This window comes from Pseudomonas sp. UW4 (genome assembly GCF_000316175.1).
Taxonomy (GTDB): domain Bacteria; phylum Pseudomonadota; class Gammaproteobacteria; order Pseudomonadales; family Pseudomonadaceae; genus Aquipseudomonas; species Aquipseudomonas laurylsulfatiphila.
The window spans coordinates 5290001-5309970 of sequence record NC_019670.1; the positions used below are offsets into that span (position 1 = coordinate 5290001).

Here is a 19970-nt window from a genome sequence, read left to right on the forward strand (position 1 = left end):
TCCAGCTCCTTGAAGCTGTTGTACTTGATGTTGCTGACCATCAGCATGCCGGCCGCAGCCACCATCAGCGCAACCAGGAAGGACATCTTCGACCCCTGGATACCGTAATCGCTGAACGCCCAGACGATGCCTGCAACAACACCCGCCGCCGCCGGGCTGGCCAGGCCGATAAAGTAGCGCTTGTCCGCCGTACCGACCTGAGTGTTGAAACGTGCGAGACGCAGCGCCGCACCCGCGACATAAACGAAGGCGACCATCCAGCCAACCTTACCCATGTCACCCAGCGCCCAACCGAAGGCCAGCAAAGCCGGTGCGACACCAAAGGCAACCATGTCCGACAGCGAGTCATACTCGGCACCAAAGGCGCTCTGGGTATTGGTCATACGGGCCACGCGGCCATCAAGGCCATCGAGCACCATCGCAACGAAGATGGCGATGGCCGCAAACGCGAAATACTTGCTCGCATTGACCGCGTCACCCGCACTCAGGGCCGCCTGGGCGCTCATCGAGTTGATGATGGAGTAAAACCCTGCGAACAGGTTCGCAGTGGTAAACAGGTTCGGCAGAAGATAGATACCACGATGCCGGACTTTACGACCTTCAGCGTCATGGCCCTCCTCGACATGTTCATCGATGGGCAGCAGGCTTTCGGCGTCAGAAGCCTGGTTTGGCTCTTCGGGGCGTTCGCTCATGAACATTACCTTGCAACAGGGTGGAAAGTTTGGACAGGTGTCTGGGACGACGGTTCGGCCGCAAACGATGCAGCTTTATACCAGAACCGCTCTCCCAAACGAAAAAACGCGGCCTAAGCCGCGTTTTTTCGTACAAGGGCGTGACTTAGTTTTTAGCTTTGTCGACGATCTTGTTGGCACCGATCCACGGCATCATGGAGCGCAGTTGCTCACCGATGATTTCGATACCGTGAGCGGCATTGTTACGACGCTTGGCGGTCATCGAAGGATAGCCGGTAGCGCCTTCGCTGATGAACATCTTGGCGTATTCGCCGTCCTGAATACGTTTCAGGGCGTTGCGCATGGCCTGACGGGATTCGGCGTTGATGACTTCCGGACCAGTCACGTACTCGCCGTATTCGGCGTTGTTGGAGATCGAGTAGTTCATGTTGGCGATACCGCCTTCGTACATGAGGTCAACGATCAGCTTCAGTTCGTGCAGGCACTCGAAGTAGGCCATTTCTGGCGCGTAGCCAGCTTCAACCAGGGTTTCGAAACCGGCTTTTACCAGTTCAACGGTACCGCCACACAGAACGGCTTGCTCGCCGAACAGGTCGGTTTCGGTCTCGTCCTTGAAAGTGGTTTCGATGATGCCGGTACGACCGCCGCCAACGCCGGCAGCGTAGGACAGTGCAACGTTCTTGGCGTTGCCCGAGGCGTCCTGGTAGATAGCGATCAGGTCAGGGATACCGCCGCCCTTCACGAATTCGGAACGTACGGTGTGGCCTGGAGCCTTCGGCGCGATCATGATCACGTCGAGGTCAGCGCGCGGCACAACCTGGTTGTAGTGGATCGCGAAGCCGTGGGAGAAGGCCAGGGTGGCGCCTTTCTTGATGTTCGGCTCGATTTCGTTCTTGTACAGGGAGGACTGGAACTCGTCCGGGGTCAGGATCATGACCAGGTCGGCAGCTGCAACAGCGGAAGCAACGTCGGTCACTTTCAGGCCGTGGGCTTCTGCCTTGGCAACGGTAGCCGAACCTTTACGCAGGCCAACAGTTACGTCAACGCCGGAGTCTTTCAGGTTGCACGCCTGAGCGTGGCCTTGGGAACCGTAACCGATGATGGCAACTTTCTTGCCCTGGATGATCGACAGGTCGCAGTCTTTATCGTAGAAAACTTTCATGAATTTCCCCTATATCAGGCCGTTCAGGCCGTTCGCTAATTTGGTTTAGATGCTGAGTACTTTGTCGCCGCGGGCAATGCCGGTCACGCCGCTACGGACGGTTTCCAGAATCGAGGCGGTGCCGATGGACTGAATGAAGCTGTCGAGCTTGTCGCTGGTACCGGTCAGTTGAACGGTATACACGCTGGCGCTGACATCTACGATCTGCCCACGGTAAATATCGGTAGTGCGCTTGATCTCGGCGCGCTGGGCGCCGGTGGCCTTGACCTTGACCAACATCAGTTCGCGCTCGATGTGAGCACTTTCCGACAGGTCGACCAGCTTTACCACTTCGATCAGCTTGTTCAGGTTCTTGGTGATCTGCTCGATGACTTCATCGTGACCGACAGTGGTCAGCGTCAGACGCGACAGGGTCGGGTCTTCGGTTGGGGCCACGGTCAGGCTTTCGATGTTGTAGTTGCGCTGCGAGAACAGGCCAACCACGCGAGACAGAGCGCCGGGTTCGTTTTCCAGAAGCAAGGAAATAATGTGCCGCATGATTAAGTACGCTCCGTCTTGCTCAGCCACATATCGCGCATGGAGCCGTCTTTGATCTGCATCGGATAGACGTGCTCGCTGGTGTCGACCGAAATGTCGATCACCACCAGGCGATCTTTCATGGCGAACGCCTCTTCCATCTTCGACTTCAAGTCCTTCGAATCGGTGATACGCACGCCAACGTGACCGTAGGCCTCTGCCAGTTTGACGAAGTCAGGCAACGATTCCATGTAGGAATGAGAGTGGCGGCTGCCGTAGCTCATGTCCTGCCACTGGCGAACCATGCCCAGTACACCGTTGTTCAGGATGACGATCTTGACCGGCAAACCGTATTGCAGGCAGGTCGACAGCTCCTGAATGTTCATCTGGATACTGCCTTCGCCGGTGACGCAAACGACGTCGTCATCCGGGAAGCTCAACTTGATGCCCATGGCCGCCGGAAAACCGAAGCCCATGGTGCCCAGACCACCGGAGTTGATCCAGCGGTTCGGCTTGTTGAACGTGTAGTACTGCGCCGCGAACATCTGGTGCTGACCCACGTCAGAGGCTACAAAGGCATCGCCCTTGGTCACTTCGCACAGGGTTTCGATCACGGCCTGCGGCTTGATGACACTGCCGTCGCCCTTGTCATAGGGGAACAGGCCACGATCACCGCGCCACTCATCGACTTGCTTCCACCAGCTGGCAACGGACTCCTTGTTCGGGGTCTCGCCGATTTCCTTGAGGATCGCGACCATTTCGGTCAGGACACTCTCGACCGGACCCACGATAGGCACGTCGGCCTTGATGGTCTTGGAGATCGAAGCCGGGTCGATGTCGATGTGAATGATCTTGGCGTTCGGGCAGAACTTCGACGCGCCGTTGATGACACGGTCGTCGAAACGCGCGCCGACAGCGAGGATCACGTCAGCATGGTGCATCGCCAGGTTGGCGGTGTAGCTGCCGTGCATGCCGAGCATGCCGATGAACTGACGGTCGGTGCCAGGGTAGCCACCGAGGCCCATCAGGGTATTGGTCACTGGCAGGTTGAGCATCTTCGCCAGTTCGGTCAGTGGTGCGGAACCACCGCCGAGGATCACGCCGCCGCCCGAATACAACACAGGACGCTTGGCCGCCAGGAGCATTTCTGCCGCCTTGCGAATTTGACCGGAGTGACCGCGAACAGCCGGGCTGTAGGAACGCAGCTTGGCTTTTTTCGGGAAGACGTATTCGAACTTCTCGGCCGGGTTGGTCATGTCTTTCGGAATATCGACAACGACCGGACCAGGGCGACCGGATTGCGCCAGGTAGAAGGCTTTCTTCATGACTTCCGGGATTTCCGACGCGTGCTTGATCATGAAGCTGTGTTTCACGATCGGCCGGGAGATACCGATCATGTCGGTTTCCTGGAATGCGTCGGTGCCAACCATGGTGCTCGGCACCTGGCCGGAAATGACTACCATCGGAATGGAGTCCATGTACGCCGTGGCAATACCGGTGATGGCGTTTGTCGCGCCCGGCCCGGAAGTCACCAGTACCACACCGGCTTTACCGGTGGCACGGGCGTAGCCGTCAGCCATATGGGTAGCCGCTTGCTCGTGACGAACCAGGATGTGGGTCACTTCCGGTTCTTTGAACAGGGCATCGTAGACATGAAGAAGAGCACCACCCGGGTACCCGTAGATATATTTGACGCCTTCGTCGCGCAAAAAGCGGACGAGCATCTCACCGCCAGATAAAAGCTCCACGTTGCTCACCTCTAAAACGCCAGAATACCGCCCACGAAAAATGGGACGGGTCTTAATAGGTTTACTTCTCGGCAGAGCATGAGCGACGGTGGTCGCCGACTACGTCAGCACTGACTGAGCAAGTATTGGGATCGTCCCAAGTGTTGCGGGGCTTTCCCACCCAGCGCGAGGTAACGCGTTGCGGGTGTAACAGGTCGACGCGGATATGCGCCTCATGATCTGCTGAGAGGGTCTGCTTCTGGCAGTCCCTGTACAGCGGACTTTGGATTCTTCTGTTTCGCCCTTCGCAAGTCAAGTCGTCTATGAGCTTTATTCTACTAAGCACATGAGAACGCAAGAAAAAACCCGTAAATCCGCCCCGTGTTAGCTTCGATTGCGCAACTTTTGGCAAAAAATTGGCACGCGCATGCACTTACCCTGCGACGGCCAACAAAATAGAGAGAGATTGTGGACAACTGCCAGCGGACGCTGGCAGCTTCTGGCTCAGCGAGAGGCGGTGATCAACTGATCAAACTCTTTGAGCAACACCTGCAACTGCCGATCCTTGCCCTGGACATTGCGTCCGGCAAAGACCATTTCAGCCATCTCCTGAATGCCCGAAGCATTGGGTAGCGGCAGATCCTGCTCGAGGATCATCTTCATGCGCGGCAGGAAGATCCATTGCAGCCATTGCTCGAAATCCAGTGTATCAACCGAAAACGGCTCGACACTGGAAAGCGCTTCGGCCGATGGCGAGACTTCATCCCACCATCCTTGCATCCGCAACTCGCGCTCGATCAACAGCAGCTGATCGGCGATTTTCAGAAAGCGCGCATCCATCACAGCGTTACCTTGGCCTTCTGGCGCGCCAGTGCGGCGCCCTGGGAGTCACCCTGCTTTTCACGCGCCTGGGCAATCAGATCCCACAAGTTGGCCTGAAGGGCCGGACGCCCATTGGCCAAGGTCAGCCCACGGCGAGCGAACTGCTCGGCCTGGGCTGCATCGCCTTGCGCCATCCGCACCTGCGCCAGACGGTACAGCACCTGCGGTTCACGCGGAGCAACGCGCTGAGCGCGTTCAAGGCTGGAAGAGGCACCGTTGAGATCACCGCTCGCCTGTTGCTGCTGAGCGGTGGTCAGCAAAGCCAGTACCGGGCCGTCCAGCTGCTCGTCGGCAGAGAGCCCGCCCGAGCTGGCCGACGGAATCCCGCTTGGCGACGACGGCATGCTGTAGCTGCCCTGGTTGATCGGCGCCGACTGTACCGGCGACGTGTCAATCGGCCCCGGCGTGATCGGCCCCGGGGTAATAGGCGTGGTGCTGATTGGCGTTGAAGTCGTTGCAGCGCCCGGCACCATCACCACGACGCCGCTGTCACCTTGCGGAATCGCCTGGGTCTGCGACTGACCTTGTACAGGGCGCTTGACGGTCGTCTGGCGGAAGCCGCCATTGGCCGAGATCCGCTCACTGTTGGACACCGCGGTGCCGGAATCCACAACCGGAATCGAACCACGTTGGACGGTAGAACAACCGCTGAGCAAAGCTACGGCGGCAACCGCTGGAATCAACCACTTGTTCACTTGAAACCCTCTTTGCTTAATTCATCCAGCCCTTGACCCAGTCCATCACCGACTCCGCAGGGTTTTCACCACCGCAAGCGGCGCCGGGAGGCGGTTCGCTGCCGCGAATATACGGCATCTGCACGGCACCCGGGCAACCGGCATCAGAACCTTGCCCGGTTCGCGAATCCACCCAGGCCTGCACGATATTATCCGGCTGCGGCATGTCCAGCGGCAACGGGTCGGCCTTGCGCATGAAGCTGGTCCAGACTTGCAAGGCCCCGGTGGCGCCAGTGAATGGCGTCTTGCCGTTGTCATCGCGCCCCAGCCAGACCACCGCCAGCAAGTCCTGGCTGAAACCGGCAAACCAACTGTCTCGCGAGTCGTTACTGGTACCGGTTTTACCCGCGAGAGTCAGTGTTCTTGGCAACGCGTTATAAACCGAGCTGCCGGTACCTTCTCGCATCACGCGCTGCATGGCGCTCTGGATCAGGTAAATGGAGGCCGGATCGAAACGCTGCTGAATCTGGAACGGATAACGCTTGAGCGGCTCGCCTTCTGCAGTCAGCACACTGCGAATCCCGCGCATCGGCGTATTGAACCCACCGTTGGCGAGGGTCTGGTACATGGTCGCCACTTCGATGGGCGTCATCCCGCCAGCACCGAGCAACATCGACGGGAAGGCCGGGAATTCACGAGACACCCCCAGGCGCTCCACCGTCTTCAGGACGTTCGGCACACCGACCGCCAAGCCGAGACGCGCGGTCGACAGGTTGTAGGAATGCGCCAGACCCTGATAGAGGAAGACGGTACCGTGAGAGCGACGATCATAGTTCTGCGGCTTCCAGACCTGGCCGTCGGCACCCTTGACCGAGAAGGATTCGTCCGACAGCCAACTGGTCAACGTGTACTGGCTCGGCTTCTCCAGCGCGGTCAGGTACACCGCCGGTTTGATCAACGAGCCGATCGGCCGCACAGCATCCAGCGCCCGGTTGAACCCGGCAAAACTGGCCTGGCGACTGCCGATCATGGCTTGTACTTCGCCGGTCTCCGGGTTGGTCACGACCATCGCCGCTTCAACATCATCAGACCCCTTGCGCCCGGCCAGGCGCTTGAAGGTGTCGTTGACCGAGGCTTCAGCCTTCATCTGCAGGATCGGGTCGAAACTGGTGAAAATGCGCAGACCTTCCTCGGTCAAGTCTTCGTCGCGATAGTCTTCGCGTAACTGACGCTTGACCAGATCGAGGAACCCGGGGAACGAGCTGTCCGCCAGACTGCCGCGCTTGGTCACGCCCAGCGGCATTTTCTTCGCCGCCTCAACCTGCTCGGCAGTCGCGACGCCCTGCTCCTGCAACACATCGAGAACCAGGTTGCGCCGCTCAAGGGCACGTTCCGGATTACGACGCGGGTTGTAGGAAGACGGCCCTTTGACCATCCCCACCAGCAGTGCGACTTGATGCAGCTTGAGCTCGGCCAGCGGCTGACTGAAGAAGAACTGGCTGGCCAGACCGAAACCGTGCACCGCGCGCTGACCGTCCTGCCCGATAAACACTTCGTTGAGGTAAGCCTCAAGGATTTCGCGCTTGTCGTAATGCAGTTCAAGCAGCAGCGCCATCATCGCTTCGGTGAGCTTGCGGCTCAGGCTGCGCTCGTTGGTCAGGTAGAAGTTCTTGACCAACTGCTGAGTCAGGGTACTGCCACCCTGACGCATGCGGCCGGATGAACCGTTGACCCAGATCGCTCGGGCGATCGACTTCGGCGAAACACCAAAGTGATGATAAAAATCGCGGTCCTCGACAGCCACCAGCGTTTCCAGCAGATACGGCGGCACCTGATCGATCTTGATCAGAATCCGGTCTTCGAGGTTTTTCGGGTACAGGCCACCGATCAGCAGCGGTTCCAGGCGTACCACCGACAGCTTCGAGCCTTTTGCCCCCGCCAACTCGGCCACGTAATCGCCGGAGAAACGCACCCGCACCGGTTGCGCTTGCTCCATGCCTTCATAGAACTGGAAGCCACGGGTGTTCAGGTCAACGGTATTGCCGTTGACCGACGCCGCGCCCGGGCCGTTGGCCACGCTTTCACGGCGATAGCCCAGAGCATCGAGCTCGGTCAGGAAATCATCCCTGCTCAGCTTTTGTCCGACGAACAGCTCGAGCGGACGTGCGTAAACCTTGGCCGGAATCGTCCAGCGCTTGCCGGAGAACTTCTCCTGGACAATTGCATCAAGGTAAACGGCGAATCCGGCCAGCACTACCAGGCCGACCAGACTGAGTTTAATGGCCCAGCCCAGCCACGGGCGCAGGCCCCTGGAGGGTGGTTTTTTGGGGGTGCGGGGAGTTCGAGTACGAGTCATGGCGGCGGATTATACGCACTTTATTCATACTCAACAGGAGCGCTCCGAGGTTTGCGTCAAGCGGACTTGCAGCCATAATGGCGGCCTTGATTTTCCAGACTCTGAAGGATCGCCTGTGAGCCAGACCTTGATCGCTGCCCTGCAAAACCCTGCCCTCTACCCGCACCCGGTAGAAGGATTCCAGGTCATCGAAACCCATATCTCCTGGGTCATTCTCACCGGCCCCTTCGCTTATAAAGTGAAGAAACCAGTCAACTTCGGTTTTCTCGACTTTACCGGCCTTGAGGCTCGCGAGCATTTTTGCGCTGAAGAGCTGCGCCTGAACCAGCGCCTGACCGACGATTTGTACCTGGAAGTGTTGCCCGTCACCGGCAGCGCCGAAGCTCCGCAATTGGGCGGCGAAGGGCCAGCCATCGAATATCTGCTGAAGATGCGCCAGTTCCCGCAAAGCGGCCTATTGAGCACCCTGCAAGCCAATGGCGAATTGACCACCGCGCACATCGACGAGATGGCCGAGCAAATCGCCCGCTTCCACCTCAGCGCCCCCAAAGTGCCGGCCGGGCACGAAGCCGGCACCCCGGACAGCGTCATGGCGCCGGTACGGCAGAACTTCGAGCAGATCCGTCCGTTCCTCAGCGATAAAGCCGACCTGTTGCAACTCGACGCCCTGCAAGCCTGGGCCGAAAGCAGCTTCGAGCGCCTCAAACCACTGCTCGCCCAGCGCAAGGCCGAAGGCTTCATTCGTGAATGCCACGGTGACATCCACTTGGGTAACGCAACCGTGATCGACGGCAAGGTCGTGATCTTCGACTGCATCGAATTCAACGAACCCTTCCGTTTTACCGACGTTTATGCCGACACCGGCTTCCTGGCGATGGACCTGGAAGATCGCGGCCTGAAGTGCCTGGCGCGCCGCTTCGTCAGCCAGTACCTGGAGCTGACCGGCGACTATCGCGGCCTCGAGCTGCTGAACTTCTATAAAGCCTACCGCGCCCTGGTTCGCGCCAAGGTCGCCCTGTTCAGCATGCCGGCCGACGCCACTGCGGTGCAGCGCGCCACGACCCTGCGCCAGTACCGCAATTACGCCAACCTGGCGGAAAGCTACAGCACCATTCCTTCGCGCTTCATGGCCATTACCCACGGTGTTTCCGCTGTCGGTAAAAGCCATGTCGCCATGCGCCTGGTCGAAGCCCTGGGCGCGATTCGCCTGCGCTCCGATGTCGAGCGCAAGCGCCTGTTCGGCGAGCAGACCGTCGAGAATGATGTACAGGCCGGTATCTATAGTGCCGACGCCAGCGCGGCGACCTACGCCCGCCTGCACGAAATCGCCGACGTCATTCTGCGTGCGGGCTTCCCGGTAGTGGTCGACGCCACTTACCTCAAGCGCGAGCAGCGTGACAGTGCGGCGAAGGTGGCCGAGGCCACGGGTGCCCCCTTCCTGATCCTCGACTGCAATGCACCACAGGCCGTGATCGAAAGCTGGCTGGCCGCACGCCAGGCCGACAAAAAGGACCCGTCCGACGCCACGCTGGCCGTGATCGAAGCCCAACAAGCCAGCCGCGAGGCGCTGACCCCCGCAGAAATCCTCTGCAGCAAGCGCGTCCAGACCAATGAAAGCGGGACTCTCGATACCGTTGTGGAACAGATTCGCCAGCGCCTGCCGGGCCTGTAAAAACTATTTCAGTCGTGAGGCCCTCGCAGGCCTCACGGCTGTTAAACAGTGGCACTATACTGGCGTCATAAAACCATCAGGTGACGCGACATGAGCCAGCCAAAACTTCTCGACACACCGCTTTATGCCCTGCTGCACAAAGACGACATCAGAGGCTTCAACAGTGAGCGCCCCAAGGATGGCCCCATCGACATGGCGGGTGGCGATTTCCGGGGGCTGGACCTGCGCGAACTGAATGCCGACGGTGTGGATTTCAGCGACGCCTACTTCCGTTCCGCCGACTTGCGCGGCATCGATTTTCGCAAAGCGAACCTGGAAGGCGCGAGCCTGGCCCACGCGCAAATCTCCGGCGCCTATTTCCCAGCGGAACTGAGTGCCGACGAAATCCTCATGTCGATGAACTTCGGCACGCGATTGCGCTACCGTACCCGCTGATCATCGTTGCCGACTGACACGTCCAGTGCCCCCATTGCGCTGGACTGCGGGGATATTCACTCGCCATCCCTGATTGCCCCTGCCTCTTCCTTGCGCGCGCGCCAACTGCCCCCCAGCCAACACTTTTCTCTTAGAAGCTTTTGCGTCGAAAACGAGCAAACAATCACGCTTTTCCTGCTGATGGCTACACTCCTCAGAAGATTGCCCACGCTCTCCATTCGGCCATCGCAAGGAGGCTTGATGAATGATGAACTGCAACACCTGAAGAATCTTGGCAAGACGTCAGCGCAATGGCTGCATGCCGTGGGCATCCATAGCGCGTCGGACTTGCGTCGCCTCGGGGCGGTGGATGCTTATCGGGCCGTGCGTACGCGCGGTTTTCGGGCGTCCAAGGTGTTGTTGTACGCCATTGAAGGCGCCTTGATGGACGTCCACTGGAATGACATCCCTGCCGAGCGCAAGGAAGCGTTGAACAAACAACTGGAAGCCATTTCTTCACGCCACAAGAACTGATCAGACAAGTATTCCCGAAGCTTTGCATCCTGAAACCCAATTATTACGGGGCCTGCAGAAGTAAATTCGGCGAATCACCAAGAAATCGAAAAACAGCGGTTGACTTGGTAATGAGAATCGATATGATTATCACAACTGGTCGCGAGACTGGTCGATTTTCTGAAAAGCCCTTGGTTCGGACTCTCAGATTATCTCCTCATCAGGCTAATCACGGTTATTTGACCCGGCTCTTGCCGGGTCTTTTTTTTGCCTGTGGAAAAGTACTGACGGGGCCCGGCAATACCGATCACCACAACGCGGGTGGTCAGACGCATGACAGTTTCCCGGGCATCGAATGACCAGGCCAAGTATCCTCGACGACAGGCACTTGTCCCCGGCGGGCAAGACGGCCATTTGATCGCATTTAACCGTCAAGCCCGGACATTTCCGGTCACGAGTTGCGGGACAGAGGATAGAGATGAAGTTGCTTTGCGCAGGTGCCGAACTGGTCAATGACAGCAGTCGCGGTTTCGACATTGACGGCCAAAAGCTTTTTGCGGTGCGCCGCAGCGGTCAGGTCCATGTCTACATCAATCGCTGCCCGCACCGGGGCGTCGCTTTGGAGTGGCATCCCGACCAATTTCTCGACCCCAGCAACAGCCTGATCCAGTGCGCCACCCATGGCGCACTGTTCCTGATCGAAGACGGTGAATGCGTCGCCGGCCCTTGCGCGGGGCAAGCCTTGACCAGAGTGGCCTGTCGCGAGGACGAACAAGGGATCTGGATCAGCCTTTAGCCGCCCGGCAACACATCCAGACGCCGGTCGACCAGCATCTCTTCGTGGCTCAACCGCACACCGTAAGCCAACACCTCGACCCCACATTCAATAGCCTCACGCAAGGCCTGCGCATAAGCCGCATCGATTTCCTGCGCCGCACGCACGGCCTCGATGCCGGTCAGGCAAACACAGTACAACTGCACCGCGCGAATACCGTCCCTGGCCAAGTGGGCCAGCTCTCGCAGATGCTTGGCACCACGCTGGGTGACTGCATCCGGAAACGCCGCCACCGCCGTACCATCGAAACCCAGGGTCACGCTTTTAACCTCGACGTAGGCAGGCCCTTCGGGGTAGTCGAGCCGGAAATCAATACGACTGTTTTCCTGACCATAAGCCACTTCGCGCTTGAGCCCGGTAAAGCCGTTCAATTCGGTGATGACGCCCGCTCGCAGCGCCTCTTCGACCAAACCATTGGCACGGGCGGTGTTCACGCAAAACAACCGACCTTGCGGGGTTTCGCCAATCTCCCAGGTGCCGGGCAACTTGCGTTTCGGGTCGTTGGAGCGGCTGAACCAGACCTGCCCGCCTTCGACCTGACAATTGAGCATCGAGCCTGTATTCGGGCAGTGAATGGTCAGCAACTCGCCGTCAACGGTTTCGATATCGGCGAGAAAACGCTTGTAGCGTCGAATCAGGCGACCTTCTTCGAGGGGGGGATGAAATCGCATCAGCCTTGCCAGCTCCGCAACCCACGGGCAATGCGCTCGACCGCTTCCTGCAAACGCTCGAGATTTTGCGTGTAGGCGAACCGTACATGATGCCCGGCCTGATAACGCCCGAAATCCAGCCCCGGAGTGAAGGCCACATGCTCGGTTTCGAGGAAATGTTTGCAGAACGCGAAAGCATCGCCGCCGAACTTGCTGATATCGGCGTACAAGTAGAATGCCCCTTCCGGCTCCACGGCAATGCCGAAGCCCAATTCACGCAAGGCCGGCAGCAGGTAATCCCGACGTCGGCCAAATTCGGCGCGACGCTCTTCGAGAATGCTGATGGTTGCCGGCTCGAAGCAGGCGAGCGCGGCGTGCTGCGCCATGCTTGGAGCGCTGATGTAAAGATTCTGGGCGAGCTTTTCCAGCTCACCGACGGCAGCGTCCGGGGCCACCAGCCATCCCAACCGCCAACCGGTCATGCCGAAGTACTTCGAAAAACTGTTCAGCACGAAGGCACTGTCGTCGACTTCCAGCACGCTGGCCGCATCGGTGCCGTAGGTCAGGCCGTGATAGATCTCGTCGACCACCAGATGACCGTGGCGCTCCTTGATCGCGACAGACAGCTTCGCCAACTCGTCGCGGGTCAGGATCGTGCCGGTCGGATTGGCTGGCGACGCCACCAATGCGCCCACGCTGTCGTGATCCCAATGACGTTCGATCAGGCCAGGCGTCAATTGATAACGCACCTCCGGACCGACCGGCACCAATTGCGCCGCGCCTTCGACCAGTCGCAGAAAGTGCCGGTTACAGGGGTAGCCCGGGTCCGCCAGCAGCCAGTGCTTGCCGGGGTCTACCAGCAAAGCACTGGCCAGCAGCAACGCGCCGGACCCGCCTGGTGTGATGAGGATGCGTTGAGGGTCGATGTTCAAGCCATAACGCTGCTGATAAAAGCCCGAAATGGCCTCACGCAGTTCCGGAATGCCACGCGCGGCGGTATAACGGGTCTTCCCCGCTGTCAGCGCAGCCTGGCCGGCCTGGATGATCGGTTCGGCGGTGGTGAAGTCCGGCTCGCCGATTTCCAGGTGAATCACATCGTGGCCGGCGGCCTGCAACTCATTGGCCCGCGCCAACAACGCCATGACATGAAAGGGTTCGATCGCACGACTGCGGGCACTGTAGGACTGAGCCATTGGCCTTCCTTCAACGGAAAAAAAACCGATTCTACCCAAGCGCAGGAACGAGCGAGAATCTAAAGCGGTCAGAGGGCTTATTACCCTGACCACAAACGATTCAAGCGTGTGCGCAAGGTTTGACTAAAATCAATAGTTGAGCAGGGTTCCGGAGCCGCCAGACAACGGTTTGTCATCATTGGCAAGCACCATGAGCCGCAAGCTCGACATCCGGGAGTAGCGCGGCCCGAGTTGATCTGGTAAGTTCGCCCGCTTGCAGCCGCAGGGCCGGCAGGTGTCGGTGATGGAGCAATCCTGCGCAGATGGATTACAAGAGTAGAGGCGGTCTATTTCATGTCCACCCAAGCAAAGCAGCAAAACCAGGCAATCAGCGGCTTCGAGCCCTATGTTCAGAAAGCTGGCGAAGAGTACATGGGCGAGCCCATGCGCAAGCACTTCACCAAGGTCCTGAATCAGTGGAAAAAAGAGCTGATGGAAGGTGTCGACAAGACCGTGGACCACATGAAGGACGAAGCGGCCAACTTCCCTGATCCGGCAGACCGTGCCAGCCAGGAAGAGGAATTCGCCCTTGAACTGCGTGCCCGCGATCGTGAACGCAAGTTGATCAAGAAGATCGACAAGACACTTCAGCTGATCGAAGACGAAGAGTACGGCTGGTGTGAATCCTGCGGCATCGAGATCGGCGTCAAGCGCCTCGAAGCGCGTCCTACCGCCGACCTGTGCATCGACTGCAAGACTTTGGCGGAAATCAAGGAAAAGCAAGTCGGCAAGTAATTGCGACTTGAACGAAGAACGGAGCGTGCGAACGCTCCGTTTTTGTTTCTAAAATTCGCCTCGGCAAAACACTGTGGGAGCGAGCCTGCTCGCGAAGGGTCCATCAACTTCAACATTGATGGTGGCTGATACACCGCTTTCGCGAGCAGGCTCGCTCCCACAGGTGCCTGGCGCAAGTCCGGAACAAGTGACATTGCATTCATGACCGCCACCTCCCCCACTTACATCGGGCGCTTTGCCCCCACGCCCAGTGGCCATCTGCATTTCGGTTCTCTGGTCGCAGCGCTGGCCTCGTACCTTGATGCGCGTTCGGTGGGCGGGCGCTGGCTGATGCGCATGGAAGACCTTGATCCGCCCCGTGAAGAACCCGGCGCCCAGGCGGCCATTCTCAAGGCCCTGGAAAGCTATGGCTTCGAGTGGGATGGCGACCTGGTTCGCCAAAGCGAGCGGCACGACGCCTACGCCGAGGTGCTCAATCGCCTGTTCAATCACGGCCTGGCCTACGCCTGCACCTGTTCGCGCAAACAGCTGGAACCGTATCACGGGATTTATCCAGGGCTGTGCCGCAATGCCGGCCATGGCGCCGATGATGCCGCCATCCGCCTGCGCGTACCTGAGCTGGAATACCACTTCCTCGACCGGGTGCAGGGCGAGTACCGTCAGCACCTGGGCCGGGAAGTGGGCGACTTCGTGATCCGCCGCCGCGACGGGCTCTACGCCTATCAACTGGCCGTGGTCCTGGACGATGCCTGGCAGGGCATCACCGATATCGTTCGGGGTGCCGACCTGCTGGACTCCACGCCCCGCCAGCTGTACCTGCAAGAACTGCTCGGCCTGCCGCAACCACGTTATCTGCATATCCCGCTGATTACTCAGCCCGATGGCAATAAACTCGGTAAATCCTACCGTTCGCCGCCGTTGACCGAGGATCAGGCAACGCCACTGTTGTTGCGGGCGCTGCGCGCGCTGGGACAGAACCCGGGAACCGAACTGATTGATGCCACGCCACGGGAAGTGCTGAACTGGGGCATTGCCCACTGGGATGCCTCGCTGATCCCGCGCACACTGAGCCTGCCCGAGGCACAGCTGTTGTGATCACACTTGCAGTGCCGCGCCCATCCGTTACCATCGCCGCACGTTTTCGGGCACGCACATAAAAAAAGAGAGGCCGGGATGTACATCTATCGCTTGGTCCTGCTTTTGGTAGTGGGCATTTACCTGTTTTCCCCGGCCATCATGGATTGGTGGATCGACGCCACTGGCGCCTGGTATCGCCCTTATCTGCTCTGGCTGATTCTGATCGTCGTGACCTTCATCCTGCAGAGCCAAAAAGATGCCGATGAGCTTTAGCCTGACCCAGATGATCCTGATCAGCGCCGCGTACCTGGCGGTGCTGTTCGGTGTGGCCTGGATCAGTGAACGGGGCATGATTCCCCGGGCGATCATTCGCCACCCGCTGACCTACACCCTGTCACTGGGCGTCTATGCCAGTGCCTGGGCGTTTTACGGCACCGTGGGCCTGGCCTATCAGTACGGCTACGGCTTTCTGTCCAGCTACCTGGGCGTCTCCGGGGCCTTTCTGCTGGCGCCGGTGTTGCTTTATCCGATCCTGAAGATCACCCGCACTTATCAACTGTCGTCCCTGGCGGATCTGTTCGCGTTCCGCTTCCGCAGCACCTGGGCCGGAGCGCTGACCACGATTTTCATGCTGGTCGGTGTATTGCCGTTACTGGCCCTGCAGATTCAGGCGGTCGCCGACTCCATCGGCATCCTCACCCGCGAGCCCGTACAAAATCGCGTGGCCCTGAGTTTCTGCGCACTGATCACGCTGTTCACGATTTTCTTCGGCTCCCGCCACATCGCCACCCGGGAAAAGCATGAAGGCCTGGTGTTCGCGATTGCCTTCGAATCGGTGATCAAGCTGATCGCCCTCGGCGGTGTCGGGCTGTATGCGCTTTACGGCGTGTTCGACGGCCCGCAACACCTTGAACTGTGGTTGCTGCAAAACCAGACCGCGCTCGCGGCCCTGCACACGCCTTTGCAGGAAGGCCCGTGGCGCACCCTGTTGCTGGTGTTCTTCGCCTCGGCGATCGTGATGCCACACATGTATCACATGACCTTTACCGAAAACCTCAATCCGCGTTCGTTGGTCAGTGCGAGCTGGGGGCTGCCGCTGTTCCTGCTGCTGATGAGCCTGGCGGTGCCGCTGATTCTATGGGCCGGCCTGAAACTGGGCGCCACCACCAATCCGGAATACTTCACCCTGGGCATCGGCATCGCCGCCAACAGCAAGGCGCTGGCGTTGCTGGCCTATGTCGGTGGGCTGTCTGCTGCCAGCGGCCTGATCATCGTCACCACGCTGGCGCTGTCCGGGATGGCCTTGAACCACCTGGTGCTGCCGCTTTATCAGCCACCGGCCGAAGGCAACATCTACCGCTGGCTGAAGTGGACCCGCCGGGCGCTGATTGTCGCGATCATCATGGCTGGCTACGGCTTCTACCTGATGCTCGGTGCCGAACAGGACCTGGCCAACCTCGGCATCGTCGCTTTCGTCGCCACGCTGCAGTTCCTGCCGGGCGTGCTCTCGGTCCTGTACTGGCCGACCGCCAACCGTCGCGGCTTCATCGCCGGCTTGCTGGCGGGGATACTGGTGTGGCTGGTGACCATGTTGTTACCGCTGGTCGGTAACCTGCAGGGCTTCTACATTCCGCTGCTGAACATGATCTACGTGCTGGACGACACCAGCTGGCACATGGCGGCGATTGCCTCGCTGGCGGCCAACGTACTGATGTTCACCCTGATCTCGCTGTTCACCAACGCCAGCACCGAAGAGGCCAGCGCCGCCGAAGCCTGTGCCGTGGATAACGTGCGCCGCCCGCAACGCCGCGAACTGCACGCTGCCTCGCCCCAGGAGTTCGCCACGCAGCTTGCAAAACCGCTGGGGGCAAAAGCGGCGCAGAAAGAAGTGGAACAGGCGCTGCGCGACCTTTATCTGCCATTCGACGAACGCCGACCCTATGCCCTGCGGCGCTTGCGTGACCGCATCGAAGCCAACCTCTCCGGCCTGATGGGGCCGAGCGTGGCCCAGGACATGGTCGAGACGTTCCTGCCCTACAAGGCAGGTGGCGAAAACTACGTGACCGAAGACATTCACTTCATCGAAAGCCGACTCGAGGACTACCACTCGCGCCTGACCGGTCTGGCCGCCGAACTCGATGCCCTGCGCCGCTATCACCGCCAGACCCTGCAGGAATTGCCGATGGGCGTTTGCTCGCTGGCCAAGGATCAGGAAATCCTCATGTGGAACAAGGCCATGGAGGAGCTGACCGGCATCGCCGCGCAGCGCGTGGTCGGCTCGCGCCTGAGCACCATTGCCGATCCGTGGAAAGAACTGCTGCAAGGCTTCATCAATCTACCGGACGAGCACTTGCACAAGCAGCACCTGGCCCTCGACGGCCAGACACGCTGGCTGAACCTGCACAAAGCGGCGATCGACGAGCCCCTGGCGCCGGGTAACAGTGGCTTGGTGTTGCTGGTGGAAGACCTGACCGAAACCCAGATGCTCGAGGACAAACTGGTGCACTCCGAGCGCCTGGCGAGCATCGGTCGCCTGGCGGCCGGCGTGGCCCATGAAATCGGCAACCCGATCACCGGTATCGCGTGCCTGGCGCAGAACCTGCGCGAAGAACGAGAGGAAGACGGCGAGCTGAAGGAGATCAGCGGCCAGATTCTCGAGCAGACCAAGCGCGTGTCGCGCATTGTCCAGTCGCTGATGAGCTTTGCCCATGCCGGCAGCCATCAGCACAGCGACGAGCCCGTCTGTCTGGCCGAAGTGGCTCAGGATGCCATCGGCCTGCTGGCACTGAACCGACGCAATTTCGAAGTGCAGTTCTACAACCTGTGCGACCCCGAGCACTGGGTCGAAGGCGACCCGCAACGGCTGGCCCAGGTGTTGATCAACCTGCTCTCAAACGCCCGTGACGCTTCGCCTCCCGGCAGTGCGGTGCGGGTCAAGAGCGAAGCCGGCGAACACACGGTCGATCTGATCGTGGAGGACGAAGGCAGCGGTATTCCGTCGAGCATCATGGACCGATTGTTCGAACCTTTCTTCACCACCAAGGACCCAGGCGAAGGCACCGGTCTGGGCCTTGCACTGGTCTATTCCATCGTTGAAGAGCATTATGGACAAATCACCATCGACAGCCCGGCTGATGTTCAAAGCCAACGCGGCACCCGAATCAGGGTTACCTTGCCGCGTCATGTCGAAGCGACGTCCGCTGTGAACTGAGACCGTCGAGAGTATCGAATCAATGCCGCACATTTTGATCGTCGAAGACGAAACCATTATCCGCTCCGCCTTGCGCCGCCTGCTGGAACGCAACCAGTACCAGGTCAGCGAAGCCGGTTCAGTGCAGGAAGCACAAGAACGCTTCACCATTCCCTCGTTCGATCTGATCGTCAGTGACCTGCGCCTGCCGGGCGCGCCTGGCACAGAGTTGATCAAGCTCGCCCAAGGTACGCCGGTGCTGATCATGACCAGCTACGCGAGCCTGCGCTCGGCAGTCGACTCGATGAAAATGGGTGCGGTGGATTACATTGCCAAGCCATTCGACCACGACGAAATGCTGCAAGCCGCCGCACGAATCCTGCGTGACCGACAAACGGCACAGGCCGGTGGTGAAGCGGTTCCCGGCAAAGCCGCCAATGGTGCGGCGAAATCCGGTGCCGACAACAGCAACGGTGAAATCGGCATTATCGGCTCATGCCCACCGATGCAGGACCTGTATGGCAAGATCCGCAAAGTCGCGCCGACCGATTCCAACGTGCTGATCCAGGGCGAATCGGGCACCGGTAAAGAACTGGTGGCCCGCGCCCTGCACAACCTGTCCAGACGCGCCAAGGCACCGATGATTTCGGTGAACTGCGCAGCCATTCCGGAAAGCCTGATCGAGTCCGAACTGTTCGGCCACGAAAAAGGCGCATTCACCGGCGCCAGCGCCGGGCGCGCCGGCCTGGTGGAAGCGGCGGACGGCGGTACCTTGTTCCTCGACGAAATTGGCGAACTGCCTCTGGAAGCCCAGGCTCGCCTGTTGCGCGTATTGCAGGAAGGCGAAATTCGCCGCGTAGGTTCGGTGCAGTCGCAAAAAGTCGATGTGCGCCTGATCGCCGCGACTCACCGTGACCTCAAGAGCCTGGCGAAGATTGGCCAGTTCCGCGAAGACTTGTATTACCGCCTCCACGTAATTGCGCTGAAGCTGCCAGCCCTGCGCGAACGCGGTGCGGACGTCAACGAAATCGCCAACGCCTTCCTGGCGCGGCAAAGTGCGCGAATCAACCGCACCGACCTGAAGTTCGCCGCGGATGCCGAGCAAGCCATTCGTCACTACTCCTGGCCGGGCAACGTTCGCGAACTGGAAAACGCCGTCGAGCGCGCCGTTATCCTGTGCGAAAGCCCGGAAATCTCCGCCGAGTTGCTGGGCATCGACATCGAACTGAGCGACCTGGAAGATGACGAATTCATTGGCCTGCCCCCACAACAGGGCAACGGCAACGCCAGCAACAACAATCACGAGCCAACCGAAGACCTCTCCCTGGAAGACTACTTCCAGCATTTCGTCCTCGAGCATCAGGACCACATGACTGAAACCGAACTGGCCCGCAAACTCGGGGTCAGCCGCAAATGCCTGTGGGAACGCCGTCAGCGCCTGGGCATCCCGCGGCGCAAGACCGGGGTGGCCAGCGAAAGCTGAACCCCACCTGTCTCATGTGCGGGTAACACGTGACTTTGTGAAAAAACTGTTACCTCAGTTTTTTCACGTAACAGAAGCCGGGGCTTACGGTAACGAAGCCCCGGCTTTTTTTCGCCTTCGAAATGCCCGACAACCGGCTTAACCCCTTGTTTTATTGGGC

19 protein-coding genes (1 of these 19 cut by a window edge) are annotated in these 19970 nt (G+C 59.6%); 9 read left to right on the forward strand and 10 right to left on the reverse strand.

What is annotated here, in order from left to right; all coding sequences use genetic code 11:
• The 7 genes from pssA to mrcB all read right to left on the reverse strand — a co-directional run.
• Positions 1 to 692, reverse strand: partial view of a CDP-diacylglycerol--serine O-phosphatidyltransferase gene (gene pssA / locus PPUTUW4_RS23390; protein ID WP_015096846.1) — the 5' portion only. 163 nt of this gene lie to the left of the window's left edge; the window shows 692 of its 855 coding nt (coding positions 1–692); its start codon is at positions 690 to 692; its stop codon lies off the left edge, out of view.
• Positions 693 to 837: 145 nt separating this feature from the next.
• Positions 838 to 1854 carry a ketol-acid reductoisomerase gene (gene ilvC, locus PPUTUW4_RS23395; RefSeq protein ID WP_003228216.1) on the reverse strand — a complete coding sequence of 339 codons (1017 nt, stop codon included), beginning with the start codon at positions 1852 to 1854 and terminating at the stop codon, positions 838 to 840.
• Positions 1855 to 1899: 45 nt separating this feature from the next.
• Positions 1900 to 2391, reverse strand: a complete 492-nt coding sequence (gene ilvN, locus PPUTUW4_RS23400) for an acetolactate synthase small subunit (protein WP_003176102.1) — start codon at positions 2389 to 2391, stop codon at positions 1900 to 1902.
• A 2-nt stretch (positions 2392 to 2393) separates the two neighbouring features.
• Positions 2394 to 4118, reverse strand: coding sequence for an acetolactate synthase 3 large subunit (locus PPUTUW4_RS23405; RefSeq protein ID WP_015096847.1), 1725 nt, complete (start codon positions 4116 to 4118; stop codon positions 2394 to 2396).
• A 483-nt stretch (positions 4119 to 4601) separates the two neighbouring features.
• Positions 4602 to 4937 carry a YqcC family protein gene (locus tag PPUTUW4_RS23410; protein WP_015096848.1) on the reverse strand — a complete coding sequence of 112 codons (336 nt, stop codon included), beginning with the start codon at positions 4935 to 4937 and terminating at the stop codon, positions 4602 to 4604.
• Positions 4937 to 5674 carry a tetratricopeptide repeat protein gene (locus tag PPUTUW4_RS23415; RefSeq protein ID WP_015096849.1) on the reverse strand — a complete coding sequence of 246 codons (738 nt, stop codon included), beginning with the start codon at positions 5672 to 5674 and terminating at the stop codon, positions 4937 to 4939. Before PPUTUW4_RS23415 ends, PPUTUW4_RS23410 begins: the two co-directional genes overlap by 1 nt.
• 16 nt (positions 5675 to 5690) lie before the next feature.
• Positions 5691 to 8009 (reverse strand): penicillin-binding protein 1B, encoded by a 2319-nt coding sequence (mrcB, locus tag PPUTUW4_RS23420; protein WP_015096850.1) that lies wholly within the window; start codon positions 8007 to 8009, stop codon positions 5691 to 5693.
• 115 nt (positions 8010 to 8124) lie between these two features.
• Between mrcB and PPUTUW4_RS23425 the strand changes: the two genes are divergently transcribed.
• From PPUTUW4_RS23425 to PPUTUW4_RS23435, 3 genes are all read left to right on the forward strand, one after another.
• Positions 8125 to 9681: a bifunctional aminoglycoside phosphotransferase/ATP-binding protein gene (locus PPUTUW4_RS23425; RefSeq protein WP_015096851.1), complete on the forward strand. Its 1557-nt coding sequence runs from the start codon at positions 8125 to 8127 to the stop codon at positions 9679 to 9681.
• A gap of 90 nt (positions 9682 to 9771) precedes the next feature.
• Positions 9772 to 10116 (forward strand): pentapeptide repeat-containing protein, encoded by a 345-nt coding sequence (locus PPUTUW4_RS23430; RefSeq protein ID WP_015096852.1) that lies wholly within the window; start codon positions 9772 to 9774, stop codon positions 10114 to 10116.
• A 240-nt stretch (positions 10117 to 10356) separates the two neighbouring features.
• Positions 10357 to 10629, forward strand: a complete 273-nt coding sequence (locus PPUTUW4_RS23435; protein WP_007971093.1) for a TfoX/Sxy family protein — start codon at positions 10357 to 10359, stop codon at positions 10627 to 10629.
• A gap of 188 nt (positions 10630 to 10817) precedes the next feature.
• Here the strand turns inward: PPUTUW4_RS23435 and PPUTUW4_RS30530 are convergent, their stop codons facing one another.
• A complete protein-coding gene (locus PPUTUW4_RS30530) occupies positions 10818 to 10943 on the reverse strand; it encodes a hypothetical protein (protein ID WP_265102314.1) in 126 nt (41 codons plus the stop codon).
• Between the two features lie 143 nt (positions 10944 to 11086).
• On the opposite strand from PPUTUW4_RS30530, the gene PPUTUW4_RS23440 reads away from it, so the two are divergent.
• Positions 11087 to 11404: a Rieske (2Fe-2S) protein gene (locus PPUTUW4_RS23440; protein ID WP_015096854.1), complete on the forward strand. Its 318-nt coding sequence runs from the start codon at positions 11087 to 11089 to the stop codon at positions 11402 to 11404.
• On the opposite strand, the gene sfsA is transcribed toward PPUTUW4_RS23440, so the two are convergent.
• On the reverse strand, positions 11401 to 12114 hold the full coding sequence (sfsA, locus tag PPUTUW4_RS23445; RefSeq protein WP_015096855.1) for a DNA/RNA nuclease SfsA: 714 nt from the start codon (positions 12112 to 12114) through the stop codon (positions 11401 to 11403). The two genes, PPUTUW4_RS23440 and sfsA, sit on opposite strands and share 4 nt — an antisense overlap.
• Entirely contained in the window at positions 12114 to 13286 is a 1173-nt protein-coding gene (locus tag PPUTUW4_RS23450) for a pyridoxal phosphate-dependent aminotransferase (protein WP_015096856.1), read from the reverse strand. The genes sfsA and PPUTUW4_RS23450 overlap by 1 nt, the downstream gene beginning before the upstream one ends.
• A 333-nt stretch (positions 13287 to 13619) precedes the next feature.
• On the opposite strand from PPUTUW4_RS23450, the gene dksA reads away from it, so the two are divergent.
• The 5 genes from dksA to PPUTUW4_RS23475 all read left to right on the forward strand — a co-directional run bounded on the left by dksA (position 13620) and on the right by PPUTUW4_RS23475 (position 19810).
• Positions 13620 to 14060, forward strand: coding sequence for an RNA polymerase-binding protein DksA (dksA, locus tag PPUTUW4_RS23455; protein ID WP_007971100.1), 441 nt, complete (start codon positions 13620 to 13622; stop codon positions 14058 to 14060).
• A gap of 201 nt (positions 14061 to 14261) precedes the next feature.
• Complete coding sequence (gene gluQRS, locus PPUTUW4_RS23460; protein WP_015096857.1) at positions 14262 to 15155, forward strand: tRNA glutamyl-Q(34) synthetase GluQRS; 894 nt, start codon at positions 14262 to 14264, stop codon at positions 15153 to 15155.
• 78 nt (positions 15156 to 15233) lie between these two features.
• Entirely contained in the window at positions 15234 to 15410 is a 177-nt protein-coding gene (locus tag PPUTUW4_RS28670; protein ID WP_003176118.1) for a hypothetical protein, read from the forward strand.
• On the forward strand, positions 15394 to 18348 hold the full coding sequence (locus PPUTUW4_RS23470) for a sensor histidine kinase (RefSeq protein ID WP_162139255.1): 2955 nt from the start codon (positions 15394 to 15396) through the stop codon (positions 18346 to 18348). The genes PPUTUW4_RS28670 and PPUTUW4_RS23470 overlap by 17 nt, the downstream gene beginning before the upstream one ends.
• 22 nt (positions 18349 to 18370) lie before the next feature.
• A complete protein-coding gene (locus PPUTUW4_RS23475; protein WP_015096859.1) occupies positions 18371 to 19810 on the forward strand; it encodes a sigma-54 dependent transcriptional regulator in 1440 nt (479 codons plus the stop codon).
• Positions 19811 to 19970: the final 160 nt, after the last annotated feature.